The 17,997-nt window shown below is 60.2% G+C and carries 17 protein-coding genes; 7 read left to right on the top strand and 10 right to left on the bottom strand.

Annotation, left to right across the window (positions count from 1 at the left end; genetic code table 11):
* Positions 1–31: 31 nt before the first annotated feature.
* Positions 32–991 carry an L-malyl-CoA/beta-methylmalyl-CoA lyase gene (locus ACYBHZ_RS15065; protein ID WP_460275100.1) on the top strand — a complete coding sequence of 320 codons (960 nt, stop codon included), beginning with the start codon at positions 32–34 and terminating at the stop codon, positions 989–991.
* 80 nt (positions 992–1,071) lie between these two features.
* Here ACYBHZ_RS15065 and ACYBHZ_RS15060 read toward each other — a convergent pair whose 3' ends face one another.
* Complete coding sequence (locus tag ACYBHZ_RS15060) at positions 1,072–1,911, bottom strand: AraC family transcriptional regulator (RefSeq protein ID WP_460275099.1); 840 nt, start codon at positions 1,909–1,911, stop codon at positions 1,072–1,074.
* Positions 1,912–2,040: 129 nt separating this feature from the next.
* Here ACYBHZ_RS15060 and ACYBHZ_RS15055 point away from each other — a divergent pair, with 129 nt between their 5' ends.
* The gene (locus ACYBHZ_RS15055) at positions 2,041–3,003 is read left to right on the top strand and encodes an acetyl-CoA carboxylase carboxyltransferase subunit alpha (protein WP_460275098.1); all 963 of its coding nucleotides are present in this window, start codon (positions 2,041–2,043) and stop codon (positions 3,001–3,003) included.
* A 54-nt stretch (positions 3,004–3,057) separates the two neighbouring features.
* Here the strand turns inward: ACYBHZ_RS15055 and ACYBHZ_RS15050 are convergent, their stop codons facing one another.
* Genes ACYBHZ_RS15050 through ACYBHZ_RS15035 form a run of 4 tightly spaced genes read right to left on the bottom strand, consistent with a single transcriptional unit; the run spans position 3,058 to position 5,958 of the window.
* Entirely contained in the window at positions 3,058–3,663 is a 606-nt protein-coding gene (locus ACYBHZ_RS15050) for a pyridoxamine 5'-phosphate oxidase family protein (RefSeq protein WP_460275223.1), read from the bottom strand.
* Between the two features lie 44 nt (positions 3,664–3,707).
* The gene (locus ACYBHZ_RS15045; RefSeq protein ID WP_460275097.1) at positions 3,708–4,448 is read right to left on the bottom strand and encodes a lysophospholipid acyltransferase family protein; all 741 of its coding nucleotides are present in this window, start codon (positions 4,446–4,448) and stop codon (positions 3,708–3,710) included.
* Positions 4,448–5,347 (bottom strand): cell division protein FtsX, encoded by a 900-nt coding sequence (locus ACYBHZ_RS15040; RefSeq protein ID WP_460275096.1) that lies wholly within the window; start codon positions 5,345–5,347, stop codon positions 4,448–4,450. Before ACYBHZ_RS15040 ends, ACYBHZ_RS15045 begins: the two co-directional genes overlap by 1 nt.
* Positions 5,344–5,958, bottom strand: a complete 615-nt coding sequence (locus ACYBHZ_RS15035) for a cell division ATP-binding protein FtsE (protein WP_460275222.1) — start codon at positions 5,956–5,958, stop codon at positions 5,344–5,346. Before ACYBHZ_RS15035 ends, ACYBHZ_RS15040 begins: the two co-directional genes overlap by 4 nt.
* Before the next feature lie 224 nt (positions 5,959–6,182).
* Between ACYBHZ_RS15035 and ACYBHZ_RS15030 the strand changes: the two genes are divergently transcribed.
* Entirely contained in the window at positions 6,183–7,301 is a 1,119-nt protein-coding gene (locus ACYBHZ_RS15030; protein ID WP_460275095.1) for a zinc-ribbon domain-containing protein, read from the top strand.
* 68 nt (positions 7,302–7,369) lie between these two features.
* On the opposite strand, the gene ACYBHZ_RS15025 is transcribed toward ACYBHZ_RS15030, so the two are convergent.
* From ACYBHZ_RS15025 to argH, 4 genes are read right to left on the bottom strand one after another with little or no spacing between them, the layout of a single operon-like run.
* Positions 7,370–9,874, bottom strand: coding sequence for a DUF4175 domain-containing protein (locus tag ACYBHZ_RS15025; protein WP_460275094.1), 2,505 nt, complete (start codon positions 9,872–9,874; stop codon positions 7,370–7,372).
* Between the two features lie 48 nt (positions 9,875–9,922).
* Entirely contained in the window at positions 9,923–11,188 is a 1,266-nt protein-coding gene (lysA, locus tag ACYBHZ_RS15020; protein ID WP_460275093.1) for a diaminopimelate decarboxylase, read from the bottom strand.
* A 24-nt stretch (positions 11,189–11,212) separates the two neighbouring features.
* Complete coding sequence (locus ACYBHZ_RS15015) at positions 11,213–11,377, bottom strand: hypothetical protein (RefSeq protein ID WP_460275092.1); 165 nt, start codon at positions 11,375–11,377, stop codon at positions 11,213–11,215.
* Positions 11,374–12,765, bottom strand: coding sequence for an argininosuccinate lyase (gene argH, locus ACYBHZ_RS15010; RefSeq protein ID WP_460275091.1), 1,392 nt, complete (start codon positions 12,763–12,765; stop codon positions 11,374–11,376). The genes ACYBHZ_RS15015 and argH overlap by 4 nt, the downstream gene beginning before the upstream one ends.
* Positions 12,766–12,778: 13 nt before the next feature.
* On the opposite strand from argH, the gene ACYBHZ_RS15005 reads away from it, so the two are divergent.
* Entirely contained in the window at positions 12,779–13,375 is a 597-nt protein-coding gene (locus ACYBHZ_RS15005) for a TlpA disulfide reductase family protein (protein WP_460275090.1), read from the top strand.
* Here the strand turns inward: ACYBHZ_RS15005 and ACYBHZ_RS15000 are convergent.
* Positions 13,317–14,621: a PAS domain-containing protein gene (locus ACYBHZ_RS15000; protein WP_460275089.1), complete on the bottom strand. Its 1,305-nt coding sequence runs from the start codon at positions 14,619–14,621 to the stop codon at positions 13,317–13,319. The two genes, ACYBHZ_RS15005 and ACYBHZ_RS15000, sit on opposite strands and share 59 nt — an antisense overlap.
* Positions 14,622–14,935: 314 nt before the next feature.
* Between ACYBHZ_RS15000 and ACYBHZ_RS14995 the strand changes: the two genes are divergently transcribed.
* The 3 genes from ACYBHZ_RS14995 to phbB all read left to right on the top strand — a co-directional run bounded on the left by ACYBHZ_RS14995 (position 14,936) and on the right by phbB (position 17,953).
* Positions 14,936–15,763, top strand: a complete 828-nt coding sequence (locus tag ACYBHZ_RS14995; protein ID WP_460275088.1) for an EAL domain-containing protein — start codon at positions 14,936–14,938, stop codon at positions 15,761–15,763.
* A 151-nt stretch (positions 15,764–15,914) separates the two neighbouring features.
* Positions 15,915–17,090 (top strand): acetyl-CoA C-acetyltransferase, encoded by a 1,176-nt coding sequence (locus ACYBHZ_RS14990; protein WP_460275087.1) that lies wholly within the window; start codon positions 15,915–15,917, stop codon positions 17,088–17,090.
* A gap of 140 nt (positions 17,091–17,230) precedes the next feature.
* The gene (phbB, locus tag ACYBHZ_RS14985) at positions 17,231–17,953 is read left to right on the top strand and encodes an acetoacetyl-CoA reductase (protein WP_460275086.1); all 723 of its coding nucleotides are present in this window, start codon (positions 17,231–17,233) and stop codon (positions 17,951–17,953) included.
* Positions 17,954–17,997 lie beyond the last annotated feature (44 nt).

Here is a 17,997-nt window from a genome sequence, read left to right as displayed (position 1 = left end):
TTTCGAAACATCATTGCCGAGAGGAGCGTCAATGTCCTTCCGTCTACAACCCGCCCCCGCTGAGCGCCCGAACCGTTGCCAATTGTTTGGCCCCGGCTCGAACACCAAGCTGTTCCCGAAAATGGCAGCCTCGGCCGCGGATGTGATCAATCTCGATCTCGAAGATTCGGTGGCCCCGTCGGACAAAGACGCCGCCCGCGCCAATATCATCGAGGCGATCAACACGATTGACTGGGGCAAGAAAACGCTCTCCGTACGGATCAACTCGCTGGACACGCCTTATTGGTATCGCGACGTCGTGGACCTTCTGGAACAGGCGGGGGAGCGCCTCGACCAGATCATGATCCCGAAAGTGGGCTGCGCCGAAGACATCTATGCCGTTGACGCTTTGGTCACGGCGATCGAACGCGCTAAGGGGCGGGAGAAAAAGATAGATTTCGAGGTTATCATCGAATCCGCCGCCGGCATCGCCCATGTCGAAGAGATCGCAAAAAGCTCTCCGCGTCTCGTCGCCATGAGCCTTGGGGCGGCGGATTTCGCCGCGTCCATGGGGATGCAGACCACCGGCATCGGCGGCACGCAGGAGAATTACTACATGCTTCATGGCGACACCCGGCACTATTCCGATCCGTGGCACTGGGCTCAGGCCGCCATCGTCGCTGCTTGCCGCACCTATGGCGTGCTGCCCGTGGATGGCCCGTTCGGCGATTTCTCCGATGACGAAGGCTACCGGGCACAGGCTCGCCGCTCCGCGACGCTGGGCATGGTCGGCAAATGGGCGATTCACCCGAAACAGATCGCGCTCGCCAATGAAGTTTTCACCCCCTCGGAAGCCGCCGTCACTGAAGCGCGCGAGATTCTCGCCGCGATGGAAGCGGCAAAAACGTCCGGCGCTGGCGCAACTGTTTACAAAGGCCGTCTGGTTGACATAGCCTCAATTAAACAAGCGCAAGTGATCGTGGCTCAGGCCGAACTGATCGCGAAGTCCTGACATCACTCCGGTTGGGAGGGGAGGCCCGACTGTTGAGGTGGTAACGCCCCGAGGTTCTGCTTCGGGGCGTTTTTATTCACTCACTGAATCGGCGCGCAGATCAACGTCACCAAATCTTCGGGTGCGGCATCCGTCGGCGTGTTCTCATAAATCTCGAACGGTGGCCCGTCGCGCGGCTCCTCGCCACTTTCGGGCAACCATTTGCCGTAGAGATAGTCATAGGCCTGACGCAGCCCCGGATAAGGCCCGACATGGCGCAACACGGCATAACGACCCCCACTGAGCGCAAAGGATTCGAGCGGCGGCTCAAGCGGCGCGTCCCCTGACAGGATGAACCCCGCCATGCTCCGCATCTCCTCAACCGGCACCTCGCCGGGGTTCGAGAAATACACCCCGACCATCGGCCCAAGCACCGGCCCCATCCCCCGCGACAGCGCGGTTTTCGCCGCCACGTCGAACGCCTGACTGATCCCCATATAATCGCCCTTATGGGCAACACCCGCAAAAGACGCAGGCGCACGGTCCTCGGTCGTGATCTCATACATAATGTAATCTCCTTTTTCATTGAGCCGCAAAGGCGGCATCTCGACGCCGCGCGCCCGAAAGACGGTGGGCGTCAGTCCAAAGGCATCTTGAAAGGCGCGGGCAAAACTGCGCGGATTGGGGTAGCCGCAATGGAGGGCGATATTCTCGATCTCATCATCGGTACGCACCAACAGATGCGATGCCTTGAACAGCCGCACCCGCCGGATGAACCCCGCCACAGTCTCGCCGGTCATGCCAGAAAACACCCGATGAAAATGGAACCGCGACAAGGCTGCGACATCCGCGAGCGTATCGAGCGATAGATCGCCATCGAGATGGGCATAGACGTGATCCAACACCCGCAAGAGGCGATCTTCATAAGCATGCCGCGTCATTGTATCCCGTTGTCCTTTCAACATATCCACGGCCAGAGAGATATCATTTCAACAGATCACAAATCTTGCTGAGTTGCACCCGCGCGCGAAAATAGCCATATACGGCATCGAAACCGTTCGGAGGTCCGCATGACTCACTATCTCGAATTCGAAAAGCCGCTCGCCGAAATCGAGGGGAAAGCCGAAGAGCTGCGCGCTCTGGCCCGCAACAATGAAGAGATGGACGTTGAGAAAGAAGCCGCTGCGCTCGACAAGAAAGCCGCGGATATGCTCAAGGATCTCTACAAAGGTCTGACCCCCTGGCGCAAATGTCAGGTTGCGCGTCACCCCAACCGTCCGCATTGCAAAGACTACATCGAAGCGCTGTTCACGGAATACACCCCTCTGGCCGGGGATCGTAACTTTGCCGACGATCACGCCGTGATGGGTGGCCTTGCCCGTTTCAACGATCAGCCCGTCGTGGTGATCGGTCAGGAAAAAGGCCATGACACCACCTCCCGTATCGAGCGCAATTTCGGCATGGCCCGTCCCGAGGGCTACCGCAAAGCCATCCGCCTGATGGATCTCGCCGACCGCTTTGGTCTCCCGGTGATCGCGCTTGTCGACACCCCCGGCGCCTATCCGGGCAAAGGTGCGGAAGAGCGCGGCCAGTCCGAAGCCATCGCGCGTTCGACCGAGAAATGCCTCAACCTCAAGGTTCCGATGATCTCCGTCATCATCGGCGAAGGTGGCTCCGGCGGTGCTGTGGCCTTTGCCTCGGCCAACAAGCTCGCCATGCTCGAACACTCTGTTTACTCGGTGATTTCCCCGGAAGGCTGCGCCTCGATCCTTTGGAAAGACGCGGAGAAAATGCGCGAAGCCGCTGAGGCCCTGCGCCTGACCGCTCAGGATTTGCAAAAGCTCGGCGTGATCGACCAGATCATCCCGGAACCGCTCGGCGGTGCGCAGCGAGATCGCGACGCGACGATTGCTGCCGTGGGCAAAGCCATCGAGGCCATGCTCGCCCCGCTGCAAAAGAAAAAGCCCGACACCATTCTCAAAGACCGTCGCAAGAAGTTCCTCGACATGGGGTCCAAAGGTCTCGCGGCCTGAGTTCAAGTCTTTGACCTGCAATAAAAAGGCCGTGCGACAGCGCGGCCTTTTTCGTTACCACATGCTGTTCGCCGCGCGCTCCGGCCATTCCGCGTCATAGGCCTTGCCACCGACTTCCCCGGCGGTGAGAGCCGCGAGAATATCGCCCACGCTCGGCAGACCTTCACTGTCGTCGCGCCCCTGCCAAAGCCCTGCCCGCATCAGGGCGCGGGCGCATTGGGTGTAGATCTCAGCAATCTCAAACACGATGACGGAGCGCGGATGCTTGCCATTGACCTCGAAGGACTGGCGCAGTTCATCATCCAAAGTCACAAACGCCCGCCCGTTCATCCGCACCACATTGTTCGATCCGGGAATGAAGAACATCAAAGACGCGCGCGGATCGCGGACGATATTGCGCAGGCTGTCGATTCGGTTGTTGCCTTGCCAATCGGGCAGCGCCAGCGTTCCGGGATCCAGCTCACGCACCACAGGTTCCTTGTCACCGCGCGGCGTCGCGTCCGTGCCTTCGGGACCAACGGTCGAAAGGATGCAAAAGCGGGACCGCTCCAGCCAGATGCGAAACTCCGGCGTTATCCGGCGCGCGACCTTCTCCGTCGCCGCAGGACCGGGCACACCATAGAGCGCTTCAAGTTCAGAAATATCTTGGACAGGTGTCATCATGCCAGGGCTTTACCCGACCAATGTCACCGCAAGATGACGGTTCAGGATTTCGGCGGCACCTGAAACCCGGCGTCTTCCATCAACGTGTCGGAAGCCGTTTCAACCGCTTCCTCCAGTTCCGACATAACCTCTTTCATGTCGCGTCCGGCCTCAATGCGCGGCAGGAATTCGACCACAGCTGTTCCGCGCCCGCGATACACGCCATGACGCGGCCAGAAGACACCGACATTGGTCGCGGCAGGCACAAGGTCCTGCCCGGTTTGCTCATAAAGCACCCCGGTGCCGATCTTGTACGGCAAATGCGCCCCGGCGGCGACGCGGGTGCCTTGCGGGAAAATGATCAATTGACCGGGCAAGGATGCGCCGGATTTCACATCGGAAATCATCTTCTTGATCGCTGCGCCGCGTTTACCACGATCCACGGCGACACAGCCGATGCGCTTGGCGTAATAGCCGACGATGGGCGCCCAGATGAGCTGCTTTTTCATAATGAATTTCGGACGCGGCACCGCCGAGACGATCAGAATAATGTCGAAGAAACTCTGATGCTTCGCCCCGATCAACACCTCGTCGGTCGGCACTTCGCCACGGATTTCAGATTTCAGCCCCACGATCACCCGCGCGGAGAAACGCACCCAATGGCAATAGGTATGCGCCGCCTTAAAGGCCCAATCGCGTTTGATCATGGCCAAAGGCGTGAAGAAAATCGCGAGAATGAACATCGCAAGATACATCTGGATCACGAAGATCAGCGACAGCAACCATTGGATCGGGTAAGGCATCACATCAATCTCCGAAGGGTTTGGATCGCCGCCACGCGCGTAGCGACAAATGCAACCAGAGCCGCAAGAACGGGAATTGTCAAAGGCCAGACCCACTGCCCGCCCGTAAATCCGAGCCCCGTGAGGAAGCTCCCGGCCTCCTCCGCACTCGGCAGCAGCGTGATTGCAAACATCCCGAGCACCGTCCCGATCACAGCCCCCATCAACCCGCGCAGGGTGAAGCGGCGCACGAAAGCGGCTGCGATGAAACTGTCAGTCGCGCCCACCAGACGGAGCGTGCGGATCACCTGCCCATTGGCGGCAAGAGCCGCGTTGGCCGCAAGCGTGATCATCCCGGCGGTGACGCCCGCGATCAGAACCAGCGAGACAACACCAAGCAGTCGCAGCCGTTCCGCCGCGCGCAGCAAGGGGCGCCGCCAGCGGCTGTGATCGTCCAGCACCGCGCCCGGCGCTTCCCCGGCCAACCGCAGGCGCAAGCCCTCCGCATCAAACCCATCGGAGGTTTCGCGCACGTCGATCAGGGCCGGCAAAGGCAGCGAATCGAGCGGCAGGTCCGGGCCGAACCACGGCTCCAGAAGATCGGTCTCTTCCTCTTCCGCCAGCAAGCGCGCTTCGGCCACGCCCGGCGTGGTTTCCAGCACTTTGAGCGCTGCGGCGACCTGTGTGTCGAGTTGGTCTGCCGGGGCGGAAATACGCACGGTGGAGCCGCGCGCCAATTCATTGCCCCAGCGTTCCGCCAAACGCCCGGTCGCCAAGGACAGTGCCATCGCGAACACCGCGAGAAACGCCATCGCGGCGGAGGTGAGAACGGTCAGTTGCGCCGTAAAGCCGGACGGCGGCACAACACGGCCAGAGGCTTTGTCGCCGAGATTTTGAAAGGAGCGAAGAATGAAATTCACAGATCCGCTCCCGATTGCTGAATGCGCCGATTGGAGATTCGCAGCACGCGCGCCTGAACCTGTGCCTTGGACTGACGGATCAAATGCAGGTCATGGGTGGCGATCACGACGGTCTTGCCCATGCGGTTCAACTCGATGAGAAGTTGCAACAGCCGCTGGGACATCTCCCAATCGACGTTCCCCGTCGGCTCATCGGCGAGGATCACATCCGGCGACATGATCACGGCCCGCGCCAGAGCCGCGCGTTGACGTTCGCCACCGGACAACTCCGGCGGACGGGCATTCACTTGCTCCGACAGTCCAACCCAAGACAATAGATCGCCGAGATCGTCCTCATTGCACGGCTGCCCGGCCACGGTCAGCGGCAGCGCGACATTTTCCGCAAGGCTCAGATGATCGAGAAACTGGCAATCCTGATGCACGACCCCGATCCGGCGACGCAGGGTCGCGACATCGTCGCGTTCCATTCTGCGCGTGTCCTCGCCAAAGATCGAAACCCGCCCTGCCGTCGCGTTCAACTCACGATAGCAGAGCTTCAAAAAAGTTGTTTTCCCAGCGCCCGATGGGCCGGTCAAAAAATGAAAAGACCCCGGCGCAAGCGTCAGGGACATTCCCGTCAGAAGCTCGCGCCCCCCATAGCCGTAACCAGCGTCATGAAACTCGATCACTTGGCACCTCTGTGAACCCCTTCGCTTTTCGCGACAGTTTTGCCTCACCGTTCAAAAGCTTTCAATCCAACTGTCGCAAAAACATGGACAATTCGGACATGGGCGTTAAGAATTACGAGAATTCGCGTACACTTTTACGTATACATCTCTCTGTGGCAGGAGAAAACATGCGGCTGATCTGTCCCAACTGCGGCGCTCAATACGAGGTCGATGCTCGTGTCATTCCGGACACAGGGCGGGATGTTCAGTGCTCGAACTGCGGTCATAGCTGGTTCCAGAGCCCCGCGCATCTCGATGCGGAGCTTGCCGACGAGCTTGGCTATGAGCTTCCGCCAGAAGCCGAAGCTGAGGACGTTCAGCCATCTACTGCCGAGACCGAAGCAAGTATTGACGCGTTCGAGGCCCCGCCCGAGGTTTCTGACACCGTCGAAGCAAAACCTATTCCGGAACCGGTTGAGGATGTCATCGAGGCTCCCATTGAGACACCCGAGGACTCTTTTGAAGCCCCTGTCGAGGTTGAGGACCCTGCTCAACCCGAGGAGAGCTTTGAAGAGGAACCGAAGCCAGCGCCGGGAGAAATGCCTTCCGCAGAGCCCGAACCGGTTGCCGAGATCGAACCGGAAGAGCCGGAAGTCGAGGACGAACCTGAGTTCACGGAACCGGACGACGACGAAGAGGACGCATTCGCCCCGCTCGCAGAGCCGCAAAACGGCGCGGGCCTGAAGGCCAGCGTCCGCGACATTCTGCGCGCCGAGGTCGAATTCGATCAGTCCATGCGCCAATCCGAAGGCGAAACGCTTGAGACCCAACCCGATCTTGGGCTTCAGGAACCGGAAGAGGACAACGCCAAGAAAAGCCTTCGGGATCGCATGGCGCGGCTGCGCGGCCTTGATCCCGCCGACAGCGGCATTGTCGCCGGAAGCGTCGCCGCCGCAAGCGGCAAGCGCCGCGATCTTCTGCCCGACATTGAAGAAATCAACTCGACCCTGAGCGCCTCGTCAGAACGTGACGACGATGGCACTGTGCCGGATGATGACACGCGCAAAGCACGTTCGGCGCGCGCGGGCTTCCGGACCGGCTTTCTCGTTGTGGTGCTTGCTGCGGCGATGCTCGTGGTGCTCTACGCCCTCGCCCCGCTCATTGCCGCGAAAGTGCCGGCGCTTGCGGATGCGATGGAAACCTATGTGACCACGGCCAATGCGTTCCGCCTCTGGCTGGATCACCTCCTGGCCGAGGCCAGCACACGGCTCAACACGCTTCTCGGGCAGTTGAACACAGAAAATTAAACGCAGGCAATTAAACGTGGTGAATTAAACGCGGGCAACCAAGCCCGCGTTCGCGTTTCATCTCACGCTCAATATTGATCCAGAAGTCGGTTCAAGTAATCGCGCTCTTCGGCTTGGCGTTCCTGATCGCCAGAGCGGCGACGGATTTCGTCCAAAAGCTCTTCTGCGCGGCGATACACATCGTCGCCCTCATAGAACTCTTCGTCACTCCCAAACCGTCCCGCATCTCCCGGCGCACGTCCCAGCGGATCGCGCTGCGCCATATCGGTTCCCGACTGCGCCCCGGCCTCGCCCTGCTGGCCCTCTTGGTTCTGCTGGTTCTGGGCCTGTTGTTCTCCAAGACGGCGCATGCCCTCGCGCAGGGCTTCCATCGCCTCCGCCTGACGTCCAAGCGCCCCGTTGAGATCGCCGTCGCGCAACGCGTCTTCGGCTTCCCGCATCGCCCCATCCGCGCGCTCAAGCGCACCGCCGGGGCTGTCGTCAGATTCGCTCTGGCCTCCGGGGATACTCCCACGTTGCCGCTGTAGCTCATCGCGCAGCGCCTGCTGGCGTTCCGACAGGGAAGAGCCATTCTCCCCCTCGCCGTTCTGCTGCCCCTCTTGCTGACCCTGACCATTCTCGCCCTCCTGATCTTGCGGTCCGTTTCCGAACTGCTCCTGAAGATCGGAGAACGTGTCATCGTTGAGCTGCTGCTGACCGCGCAGCATGTCCTGCAAGCCTTGAATCCCTTGCTGGCCCTGACTGCCGTTCTGCCCCTCACCCTTGGTGACGCGCATATTTTCAAGCATCTCGGCCAGCATATCCATGAGCTGCTGCGCCTCGGCCATGCGGCCCTGTTCCATCAGTTCCTGAATGCGGTCCATCAATTCCTGCAACTGATCCTGCGTGATCTGCTGGCCCTGATCCTGACCCTGATCGGGCATGTCGGTGTTGTCTTGCTGGTCGCCCTGCTGCTCCGCCAATTGCTGCATATACTCGCGCGTCGCATCGCGGAGTTCCTGCATCAGACGGTCGATCTCTTCCGGCGTCGCCCCGTCGCGCATCGCCTGTGACAGCCGCTCCTGCGCCCGGTGCAACCGCGCGAGTGCTTCTTTGAGCTGGCCGTCTTCCAATTCCAGAGCGATATCCCAAAGGCTCGCCGCGATCGTATCGACCTCTTCGTCGCTCAACGCCCCCGCGCGGCCTTCGATCTGGCCGATGGTTTCGCGAAGGCGGAAATAGGTGCTCATCTGGTCAAACATTTCGGTCGGATTGACCGACACGGCCCGCAGCACCTGCGCCGCGCGCGCCGCGTTTTCCCGGTTCCACAAAAGCTCCCGCCGCTGATCCGCAATCGCCGCCGCGAGCGGGTCGAAAAACCGGCGTGTCGGCAGAATGCTTTGCCCGAGAGCCGCCGTGCTTTCCTGCCCCGCCGCATCCCATGCGATCAGGCTCAGTTTCACCGGCAGCCCTGCAAACGGGTGCTCCGCCAAGTTCTCGGCAATCAGCCCCTCGATCTCCGTGCGATCCCCGGTTTGCGGCAACATGACCGGAAGCGTGACAGCCTCCCGCGGCTCTGGCGGCAGAGCAAAACCGTAGAGCCGATCCATTGCCTCCGGATCCCGCGTGATCGTCAGCTCCGCGCGCGAGACGCCGAAATCGTCGCTCAGTCGAAAGTCTTGGCGCGCCTCACCTGAGGGAGCGCGTGTCATCGGACCGATCAGTTCCGCGACGGGCGGTTGATCCGGCTGCAAGGCCACATCCCAAAGCCGCCCGGTCGGGCCGTCGATCTCGATCTCCCCAGCATGGCGGATGATGAAATCACGAAGCGCCGCCGGATCATCCCCGGACACGGTTTCGCGCAGCGTGAGCGCTCCGTCTTCGCCATAAAAGCGCAGGGTCACGTCAGAGCCTTTCGGCACTTCAAAACTCGGATCAAGATCGCCCAGATACAGCGTCGGCTTGCCGGAGTAGGCCGGAGGGCGCACCCAGCCCTCCCAGTTCGGCCCGGCTGCAATCTGCGTGCCGTCCTCGCCAAGTTCACGCAGCGAGCCCGCCCGTTCAAACGAGCCGAACAACAGCCCCATGGCCAAGGTCGTCAGCGCCATGAAGCGCAAAGCATAAGGATCGTGCGTCGAGAGATGGAGCTTCGGCCCCACGGCATGGACGCCACGCAGGCGCTCCGCCATGCGGCGACGGTGCGCCGCCCAGAGCGCCTCTGATCCGGCATCCCCCGCCCCGATGAGCGGCGTATCCAAGAGCGCCTGCAAAGGCCGCCCCGGCATGTCCGCATCGACACGCGCCATCGTCTCTGACGCACGCGGCAGGGACAGGTGCCGGAAGCCGAGGACCAGAGCCAGAAAAAGCCCCAGCCCAAACAGACCGGCAAGAGACCAGAGGAGCCAGAGCGGCAAAGCGTCCTGAACCCCGAGCATCGCCAGCCCGAGGCCGAAAAAAATCAGCGAAAAGAACGGCCAAAAGACCTGCGCCAGACGCTCGAAAGCAAAGCCGACCCGCGTGACAAACAGCGAAAACCTCACCCGTCGGGCGAGGTTAGGGCCAAGGCTTTTGTAAAACTGTCGGTCAATTGCCATACATCGCGCCCGGGTCCGGCCACGGGCGCGCATCAGGATGATCCGCGCTCAGAGCCACGTAGGGATCGTATCGCGGTTTATCATCTCGTCAAAGCTCGGACGCTTGCGAATGACAGCGAATTGATCACCTTTCACCAGAACCTCCGGGATCAGAGGCCGGGAATTGTACTCCGACGCCATCACCGCGCCATAGGCCCCGGCGGAACGGAAGGCGACAAGATCCCCCTCGCCAAGCTCCGGCATGTTGCGCGCCTTGGCAAAAGTATCCCCGGTTTCGCAGACCGGCCCGACGATATCCATCGGTCCCTGCTCTGCCCCGGCGGTCGGCTCCAGCACCGGCACGATGTCGTGGTAGGCGTCATACATCGACGGGCGGACCAAATCGTTCATCGCCGCATCGACAATCAGGAAATCGCGACCTTCGCCGTGTTTCAGGTAGATCACGGAGGACACGAGAATACCGGCATTTCCGGAAATCAACCGGCCCGGCTCGATCTCGATCTCGCAGCCGAGATGGCCGACGGTACGGCGGATCACATCGGTATATTCCACCGGCAGCGGCGGCGCGGTGTTCGAGCGTTCGTAGGGAATGCCAAGCCCACCGCCCAGATCGAGACGGCGAATGTCATGCCCGTCGGCGCGCAGCGCTTCGGTCAACTCAGCCACCTTGGTGAAGGCCAGTTCAAACGGTTCAAGCTGCGTCAGCTGCGAGCCGATATGCACGTCGATGCCGATGACATCAATGCCCGCCATCTCGCCCGCGCGCGTGTACACTTCACGGCAGGTCGCGATCGGAATGCCGAATTTGTTCTCGGACTTCCCGGTCGCAATCTTGGCATGGGTTTTCGCATCCACATCCGGGTTCACCCGAAGCGCAATCGGGGCTTTGACGCCAAGCGAGGTAGCCACTTCATTGAGCGCCACAAGTTCCGGCTCGCTTTCGACGTTGAACTGACGAATGCCGCCTTCGAGCGCGATGCGCATTTCCTCGCGCGTTTTACCGACGCCGGAGAACACGATGCGCTCGCCCGGAAAACCGGCGGCCTTGGCTTTGAGATATTCCCCGATCGACACCACATCGACCCCGGCCCCCAGCTCGCACATGAGTTTGAGCACGGCGAGGTTCGAGTTCGACTTCATCGCGAAACAGACGAGATGGTCCATCCCGCCCAGCGCCTCGTCAAACAGCTTGAAGTGACGGGTCAGCGTCGCGGTGGAATAGACATAAAACGGCGTGCCGACCTGCGCTGCGATATCGCTCACGGCAACGTCTTCGGCGTGCAACGCGCCGTCTTTGTAGAGGAAATGGTCCATCAGGTCTTTCTCGGATTAATAGCGTCAGTTGGCCGGGAAATGGATATTGATCTCAGTATCCGTGAACCCGCCGTGGTTCGACACGCCAACAGTGGTTTTGCCGCTGACCTCCGGCTTGACGGGCTCCCCGTCCACGCCGCAGCTGGCCAGAAACGCGAAAGCGAACATGGCTGTCACAAGTGATTTCATCCGAGCACCTCTTTCCAACGGGCGATCTGCGCACGCACCTGCGCGGGCGCGGTTCCCCCGTAGCTTGTGCGCGAGGCGACCGAGTTTTCAACCGTCAAGACGTCGTAGACGCCGTCGGTGATCGCATCGTGAACGGATTTCATCTCTTCAAGGCTCAGATCAGGCAGATCGACGCCTTTCTTCTCAGCCATCGCGACCAGCGCGCCGGTGACATGGTGGGCGTCGCGGAACGGCAGTCCCGCCTCGCGCACCAGCCAGTCCGCGAGGTCGGTCGCGGTCGAGAAGCCGGAAGCGGCAGCGGCGCGCAGGTTGTCGGTCTTGGCGGTCATGTCCGACACCATCCCGGTCATCGCGGCGAGCGCCAGCATCAGGTTGTCGGCAGCGTCAAACACCTGTTCCTTGTCTTCCTGCATGTCCTTGGAATAGGCGAGCGGCAGGCCCTTCATCACCATCATGAGCGCGACATTCGCCCCGAAGATACGCCCGATTTTCGCACGGATCAGCTCGGCGGCGTCGGGGTTTTTCTTTTGCGGCATGATCGAGGAACCGGTGGAGAACCGATCCGACAGTGCCACGAAGCGGAACTGCGCGGAGGACCAGATCACCAGCTCCTCGGCAAAGCGCGAAAGGTGCATCGCACAGATCGAAGCGCAGGACAGGAATTCCAGCGCGAAATCGCGATCAGCCACGGCATCGAGGGAGTTCGCCGTCGGGCGATCAAAGCCCAGCGCTTCCGCGGTCATATGACGATCAATCGGGAAACCGGTCCCGGCGAGCGCGGCGGAGCCCAGCGGGCTTTCGTTCATCCGGGCGCGGGCGTCTTTGAAACGCGACATGTCACGGCCGAACATTTCGACATAGGCCATCATGTGATGTCCCCAGGTGACCGGCTGCGCGGTTTGCAGGTGCGTGAAGCCCGGCATCACCCAATCGGCGCCCGCTTCGGCCTGAACCATCAGCGCGCGGATCAGCGCGTCGAGGCCCGAGATGGCCGCATCATATTGCTCGCGGGTCCAGAGTTTGAAATCGGTCGCGACCTGATCGTTGCGCGAGCGCGCCGTGTGCAGACGGCCGGCGGCTTCGCCGATGATCTCTTTGAGGCGCGACTCGACATTCATGTGAATGTCCTCAAGCGCCGTCGAAAAGACGAATTCACCGGCTTCGATCTCTGACAAAACCGTGAGCAGGCCTTCCCGAATGGCCTCTGCATCGGTATCGGTAAGGATGCCCTGTTTGGCGAGCATCGCCGCATGGGCACGCGAGCCTGAGATGTCTTGGGACGCCAGCCGCTTGTCGAAATCGATGGAGGCGTTGATGGCTTCCATGATGGCGTCAGGTCCGGCAGCGAACCGGCCGCCCCACATCGCGTTGGATTTCTTATCGGTCATGGACGTGTCCCGCATGTTGAAAAAGCTGATTGCCGCAACCCTTTATACGGCCCTGAGCCTCGGCGCAATTCCTGCCTCCGCAATGGACCTGAGCACCGCTGCGGCCCTTCGGGACGGCAGCATGCAAAAGCTCGCCTTTCACAGCGAGGCCAAGGACGTCAGCGCCCTGCCTTTTACGACCGTCGATGGTGTCGAAGAAACGCTTGCGGATTACCAAGGGCAGCTTGTGCTGTTGAATTTCTGGGCCACATGGTGCGCGCCCTGCCGCAAGGAAATGCCAGCCCTCGATCAACTCTCGGAGGCCTATGGCGACAAAGGCCTGGTCGTGTTGCCGATCGCGACCGGGCACAATCCCTTGCCCGCGATTCAGAAATTCTATGAGAAAGCTGGCGTCAAAAGTCTGCCGCTGCGCCTTGATGCCAAGGGCGCTATGGGCCGCGACATGGGCGTGCTCGGATTGCCGGTGTCGATCCTGATCTCCCCGGAAGGAAAAGAGATCGCCCGCATGACCGGGGATGCCGAATGGTTTTCGCCTTCTGCGCAGGCGATTGTCACCGAACTGCTAAGCCAGACTTCCGCGTCGCCGCTTGATACTGCAGAGAGCCATTGAAGCTACGCGGCATCGCCGCTTCCACAAGCGCCTTGATCCGTTCGGCCAATGCCATGATCCGCTCCAATGTCGCGTCGATCTCGACATGGAACGTGTCGAGTTGATTGATCACGGGCATCAGCGCGGCGGATTGCGGCCCGAGCCGACCAGCCTCGACCCGACACAGCACGCGAATCGAATCAAGACCGGTCACAAGCTGCCTCAAATCCTTGGCCGAGCGCGCCAGCGCCGTGACATCGTTAAACACAGAGATCAGCACCGTGCCCGAGTCGATCATGTAACTGTCGAGCAAGGTGGTCAGAACATCCGCCTCATGATGGAACCCTTCTTGCTCTGACCCTTTGTCGAGCGCCTCCACGGCATTTTCCTTCACCTCCCGTTGAAGACGCGAAGCCGCCATCATGAAAAGGCCGCTATAGACACGTTTCATCACGGACTCTGTGAGGCTTTTAGCACCGTTCTCCACCCGAAATCCGCCGAGATGATTGGTCACCTCATCCGACATGAGGCGATAATTCTGTGAGATCGCTGAAATCGGCCCGCCCGCCGGTTCAAGGCGCGAGGCGACGATCCGCATGTTGGACGGAATACCGCGGATTTTCTCAAAAGACGTAAAGAGCGCCCGTTGCTCGCCATCCAGCGCGGTGAGCGTTGGCAGCAAGTCTTTCAAACTGCGCAGACGACCGTCCTCCATCCGCGACAGGGCCGCATCGCGCGCACTCATTTCATGGGCAATCGCATAGGAACTATAGGCCCCGTAGCTTGGAAAGTTTAACGCACGCAGCCTCTCCCGAATAAGTGCGGCGCTTTCCTCCGGGGTGATCCCGGTTTCCTGCTCAAGCTTCAATATCTCTTGATAGACGGTCTTCGCGCCGTCGAACACGGTCGAGCTTGGCTTCATCCGGACAGAGACGAAGCCCCCCTCAATCGGGGAAACCACAGCGTAGACCCAATAAAACCGCCCGTCTTTCGCGCGATTTTTGACATAAGCACCGGTCGCGAGGCCCTTTTGGATGCGTTCCCAGAGGATGTAGAAAACGCCCTTTGGCATGTCAGCATGGCGAATGATTTTATGTGGCGCGCCAACGAGCTCCTCCCAAGAATAGCCCGAGATTCGGCGGAACACCTCGTTCCCCGCCGCGATCACCCCGCGCGGATCCGTGCGGGAGAAAAACAATTCTTCAATGCCGAAAGCCGCTTCATCGGCCTTCTCCGCAAAACGCGCGTCGGAATATTGGAGCGTCATCGCAAATCCTATTCTGTCGGTTGCGTCTCAGTTGACCAAAGCGAGCTTTCCATCCGGTTAATGCTGCGCCCTCCCCCGCAGAATGCGCACCGCGCAAAGGGAAAACCCGACATGAAAGAGGGTTGCATTCGAGACAAATCCGAATGGTTTCGCATCTTTGCCAAGGCACAGCGTGAAAAACGGCGAAAAATCAAAGCTCTGAACAATTGAGTAGAATTTAACGAAACAGATCGAAAAATTGTCGAATTTACCCGCCGTTATCCCAACCGCTTCAAACTGCCTCCTGCACAACGCAAGCGGGACAAGGTGACGGGATGAGCTATTCTGGCTATGGGAACAACGACATGGAGAGCCCTCTCTCCGTAGCGCTCGCCAACCGGGATCGGAAAACGATGGAAATGGTGCAGGAGGCCCTGCGCAAAAAGCAGGTCATGCTGGCCTATCAACCCATCGTGCAGACGTTACGCCCGGACCGCCCCGCCTTTTATGAGGGCCTCATTCGCGTGCTTGATCATTCCGGACGCGTCATCCCCGCGCGCGAATTCATCGGCGTCGCGGAAACCACGGAAACCGGGCGCAAACTTGACTGCCTCGCGCTTGAACTTGGCCTCAAGGCGCTGGATGAACACAAAACCCTGCGCCTTGCGATCAACATGTCCGCGCGCTCCATCGGCTATCCGCGCTGGAAGGCGACGCTTGAGGCCGGTCTTAGCAAAGACCAAACCATCGCGGAGCGGCTGATTCTCGAAATCACCGAAAGCTCGGCGATGATCATGCCCGATCTGGTCTGTGTCTTCATGTCGGAGCTGCAGGCGATGGGCATCTCCTTTGCGCTCGACGATTTCGGCGCGGGCTACACCGCGTTTCGCTATCTCAAGGAATTCTATTTCGACATGGTTAAGATTGATGGCGAGTTCATTCGAGGCATCGCCTCCAACCCTGACAATCAGGTTCTCACCCAAGCGCTGGTGTCCGTCGCCAAACATTTCGACATGTATACCGTCGCCGAATTCGTCGAAAACGCCGCCGATGCGAAATACCTCACGGAAATTGGAATCGACTGCATGCAAGGCCATTATTTCGGCGCAGCGACCATCGATCCGATATGGCGTGACCGCACATCGCGGCAAAAAGCCGGGTAAATCGGCGTCAAAGCGCCTCATCGCGTCCATGAAGGTTGAAAATGCTGCGAACGCAACATAGAGCTTTCACTGGGGAGCAAGCAACATTGTTGCAAATTTTACGGCCCTTGGGCAATCTCCCCATGAACTTTATGGGAGAGAGACAATCATCATGACCAATGTCGTTATCGCATCCGCAGCACGGACAGCCGTCGGCAGCTTTTCCGGCTCCTTCGCCAACACCCCGGCCCATGAGCTGGGCGCCTGTGTCCTCGAAGCGCTGGTGGAACGCGCGGGGATCGAAAAGGGCGACGTGTCCGAAACCATCCTTGGTCAGGTTCTGACCGCCGGTCAGGGACAAAACCCCGCCCGCCAGGCCCATATCAAGGCCGGTCTTCCGATCGAATCCGCCGCCTGGGGCATCAATCAGGTCTGCGGCTCCGGTCTGCGCACGGTCGCGCTGGCGGCCCAGCACATCATGCTCGGCGATGCGGATATCGTCTGCGCCGGTGGTCAGGAAAACATGTCCATGTCGCCCCATGTCGCCAACCTGCGCGCGGGTCACAAAATGGGCGACATGAAATTCATCGATTCGATGATCAAGGACGGCCTCTGGGACGCGTTCAACGGCTACCACATGGGGATCACCGCCGAGAACGTCGCCAAGAAATGGCAGGTGTCCCGCGAAATGCAGGACGCCTTCGCCCTCGCCTCCCAGAACAAAGCCGAAGCCGCGCAAAAGGCCGGTAAGTTCGCCGATGAGATCGTGCCCTTCACGGTGAAGACCCGCAAAGGCGAGACCATCGTCGATCAGGACGAATACATCCGCCACGGCGCGACCTTGGCCAACATGGAAAAACTGCGTCCGGCATTCGACAAGGAAGGCTCCGTGACCGCGGGCAACGCCTCCGGGATCAATGACGGCGCCGCCGGTGTGCTTTTGATGTCCGCCGACAATGCCGAGAAGCGCGGCATCCAACCCCTCGCGCGCATCGCCTCCTACGCGACGGTCGGCCTTGACCCGTCGATCATGGGCGCGGGGCCGATCTACGCCTCGCAAAAGGCGCTGGCGAAAGCCGGCTGGAAAGCCAGCGATCTCGACCTGGTGGAAGCCAACGAAGCTTTCGCGGCGCAGGCCTGTGCCGTGAACATGGACATGGGCTGGGATCCGGCCATCGTGAACGTGAACGGCGGTGCGATTGCCATCGGTCACCCGATCGGCGCTTCTGGCGCACGTATTCTCAACACGCTGCTGTTCGAGATGGTGCGCCGCGACGCCAAGAAAGGCCTCGCCACGCTCTGCATCGGCGGCGGTATGGGCGTTGCCCTCTGCGTCGAACGCGATTGATCAATGGGGGCGGGACCCATGGTCCCGCCCTAATCTCACCATCAGATTCAGAATTTCTGCATTTGCATGGCAATATTGTTGCGAATGCAGAATATTTTAGATAACAAGATTTCGAACAAGGATTGATAGGGAGGAGTATCATGTCCAGAGTCGCTCTTGTGACCGGAGGGTCGCGCGGGATTGGCGCCGCGATTGCCAAGGCTTTGAAAGCTGCGGGTTATACCGTCGCAGCCAACTATGCAGGCAATGAGGAAGCTGCCGCTAAATTCACCGAAGAAACCGGCATCAAAACCTACAAATGGTCCGTCGCCGATTATGATGCCTGCGCAGAAGGCATCGCCAAAGTCGAAGCCGATCTCGGCCCGATTGACGTGCTTGTGAACAATGCGGGCATCACTCGCGATGCGCCGTTCCATAAGATGACGCGCGAGCAGTGGACGCAGGTGATGGACACGAACCTGTCGGGCGTGTTCAACATGACCCACCCGCTCTGGCCCGCCATGCGCGAGCGTAAATTCGGCCGTGTGATCAACATCAGCTCGATCAACGGTCAAAAGGGTCAGTTCGCGCAAGCCAACTATTCCGCCGCCAAAGCGGGGGACATCGGCTTCACCAAAGCGCTGGCTCAGGAAGGTGCGCGCGCGGGCATTACCGTGAACGCGATTTGCCCGGGTTATATCGCCACCGAAATGGTCATGGCAGTACCGGAAAAAGTGCGCGAGTCCATCATCTCCACCATTCCGGTCGGACGGCTTGGCGATCCGGATGACATCGCGCGCTGCGTGGTCTTTTTGGCCTCCGACGACGCGGGGTTCATCACCGGTGCAACCATCACCGCCAATGGCGGCCAGTACATGACCTGACCCAGACAGACGTAAATCTGTGCAGGATCGCAGGATGAGGGGTC

The organism is Celeribacter sp. ULVN23_4 (assembly GCF_054788345.1).
This window is presented reverse-complemented; position numbering and strand designations above follow the sequence as displayed.

Excerpts from the sequence above, each read along its gene's own strand:
- ACYBHZ_RS15065 (WP_460275100.1), top strand. The coding sequence starts at position 32 with ATGTCCTTCCGTCTACAACCCGCCCCCGCTGAGCGCCCGAACCGTTGC.
- ACYBHZ_RS15060 (WP_460275099.1), bottom strand. The coding sequence starts at position 1,911 with ATGACGCGGCATGCTTATGAAGATCGCCTCTTGCGGGTGTTGGATCAC.
- ACYBHZ_RS15055 (WP_460275098.1), top strand. The coding sequence starts at position 2,041 with ATGACTCACTATCTCGAATTCGAAAAGCCGCTCGCCGAAATCGAGGGG.
- ACYBHZ_RS15050 (WP_460275223.1), bottom strand. The coding sequence starts at position 3,663 with ATGACACCTGTCCAAGATATTTCTGAACTTGAAGCGCTCTATGGTGTG.
- ACYBHZ_RS15045 (WP_460275097.1), bottom strand. The coding sequence starts at position 4,448 with ATGCCTTACCCGATCCAATGGTTGCTGTCGCTGATCTTCGTGATCCAG.
- ACYBHZ_RS15035 (WP_460275222.1), bottom strand. The coding sequence starts at position 5,958 with ATGTCCCTGACGCTTGCGCCGGGGTCTTTTCATTTTTTGACCGGCCCA.
- ACYBHZ_RS15030 (WP_460275095.1), top strand. The coding sequence starts at position 6,183 with ATGCGGCTGATCTGTCCCAACTGCGGCGCTCAATACGAGGTCGATGCT.
- ACYBHZ_RS15025 (WP_460275094.1), bottom strand. The coding sequence starts at position 9,874 with ATGGCAATTGACCGACAGTTTTACAAAAGCCTTGGCCCTAACCTCGCC.
- lysA (WP_460275093.1), bottom strand. The coding sequence starts at position 11,188 with ATGGACCATTTCCTCTACAAAGACGGCGCGTTGCACGCCGAAGACGTT.
- ACYBHZ_RS15015 (WP_460275092.1), bottom strand. The coding sequence starts at position 11,377 with ATGAAATCACTTGTGACAGCCATGTTCGCTTTCGCGTTTCTGGCCAGC.
- argH (WP_460275091.1), bottom strand. The coding sequence starts at position 12,765 with ATGACCGATAAGAAATCCAACGCGATGTGGGGCGGCCGGTTCGCTGCC.
- ACYBHZ_RS15005 (WP_460275090.1), top strand. The coding sequence starts at position 12,779 with ATGTTGAAAAAGCTGATTGCCGCAACCCTTTATACGGCCCTGAGCCTC.
- ACYBHZ_RS15000 (WP_460275089.1), bottom strand. The coding sequence starts at position 14,621 with ATGACGCTCCAATATTCCGACGCGCGTTTTGCGGAGAAGGCCGATGAA.
- ACYBHZ_RS14995 (WP_460275088.1), top strand. The coding sequence starts at position 14,936 with ATGAGCTATTCTGGCTATGGGAACAACGACATGGAGAGCCCTCTCTCC.
- ACYBHZ_RS14990 (WP_460275087.1), top strand. The coding sequence starts at position 15,915 with ATGACCAATGTCGTTATCGCATCCGCAGCACGGACAGCCGTCGGCAGC.
- phbB (WP_460275086.1), top strand. The coding sequence starts at position 17,231 with ATGTCCAGAGTCGCTCTTGTGACCGGAGGGTCGCGCGGGATTGGCGCC.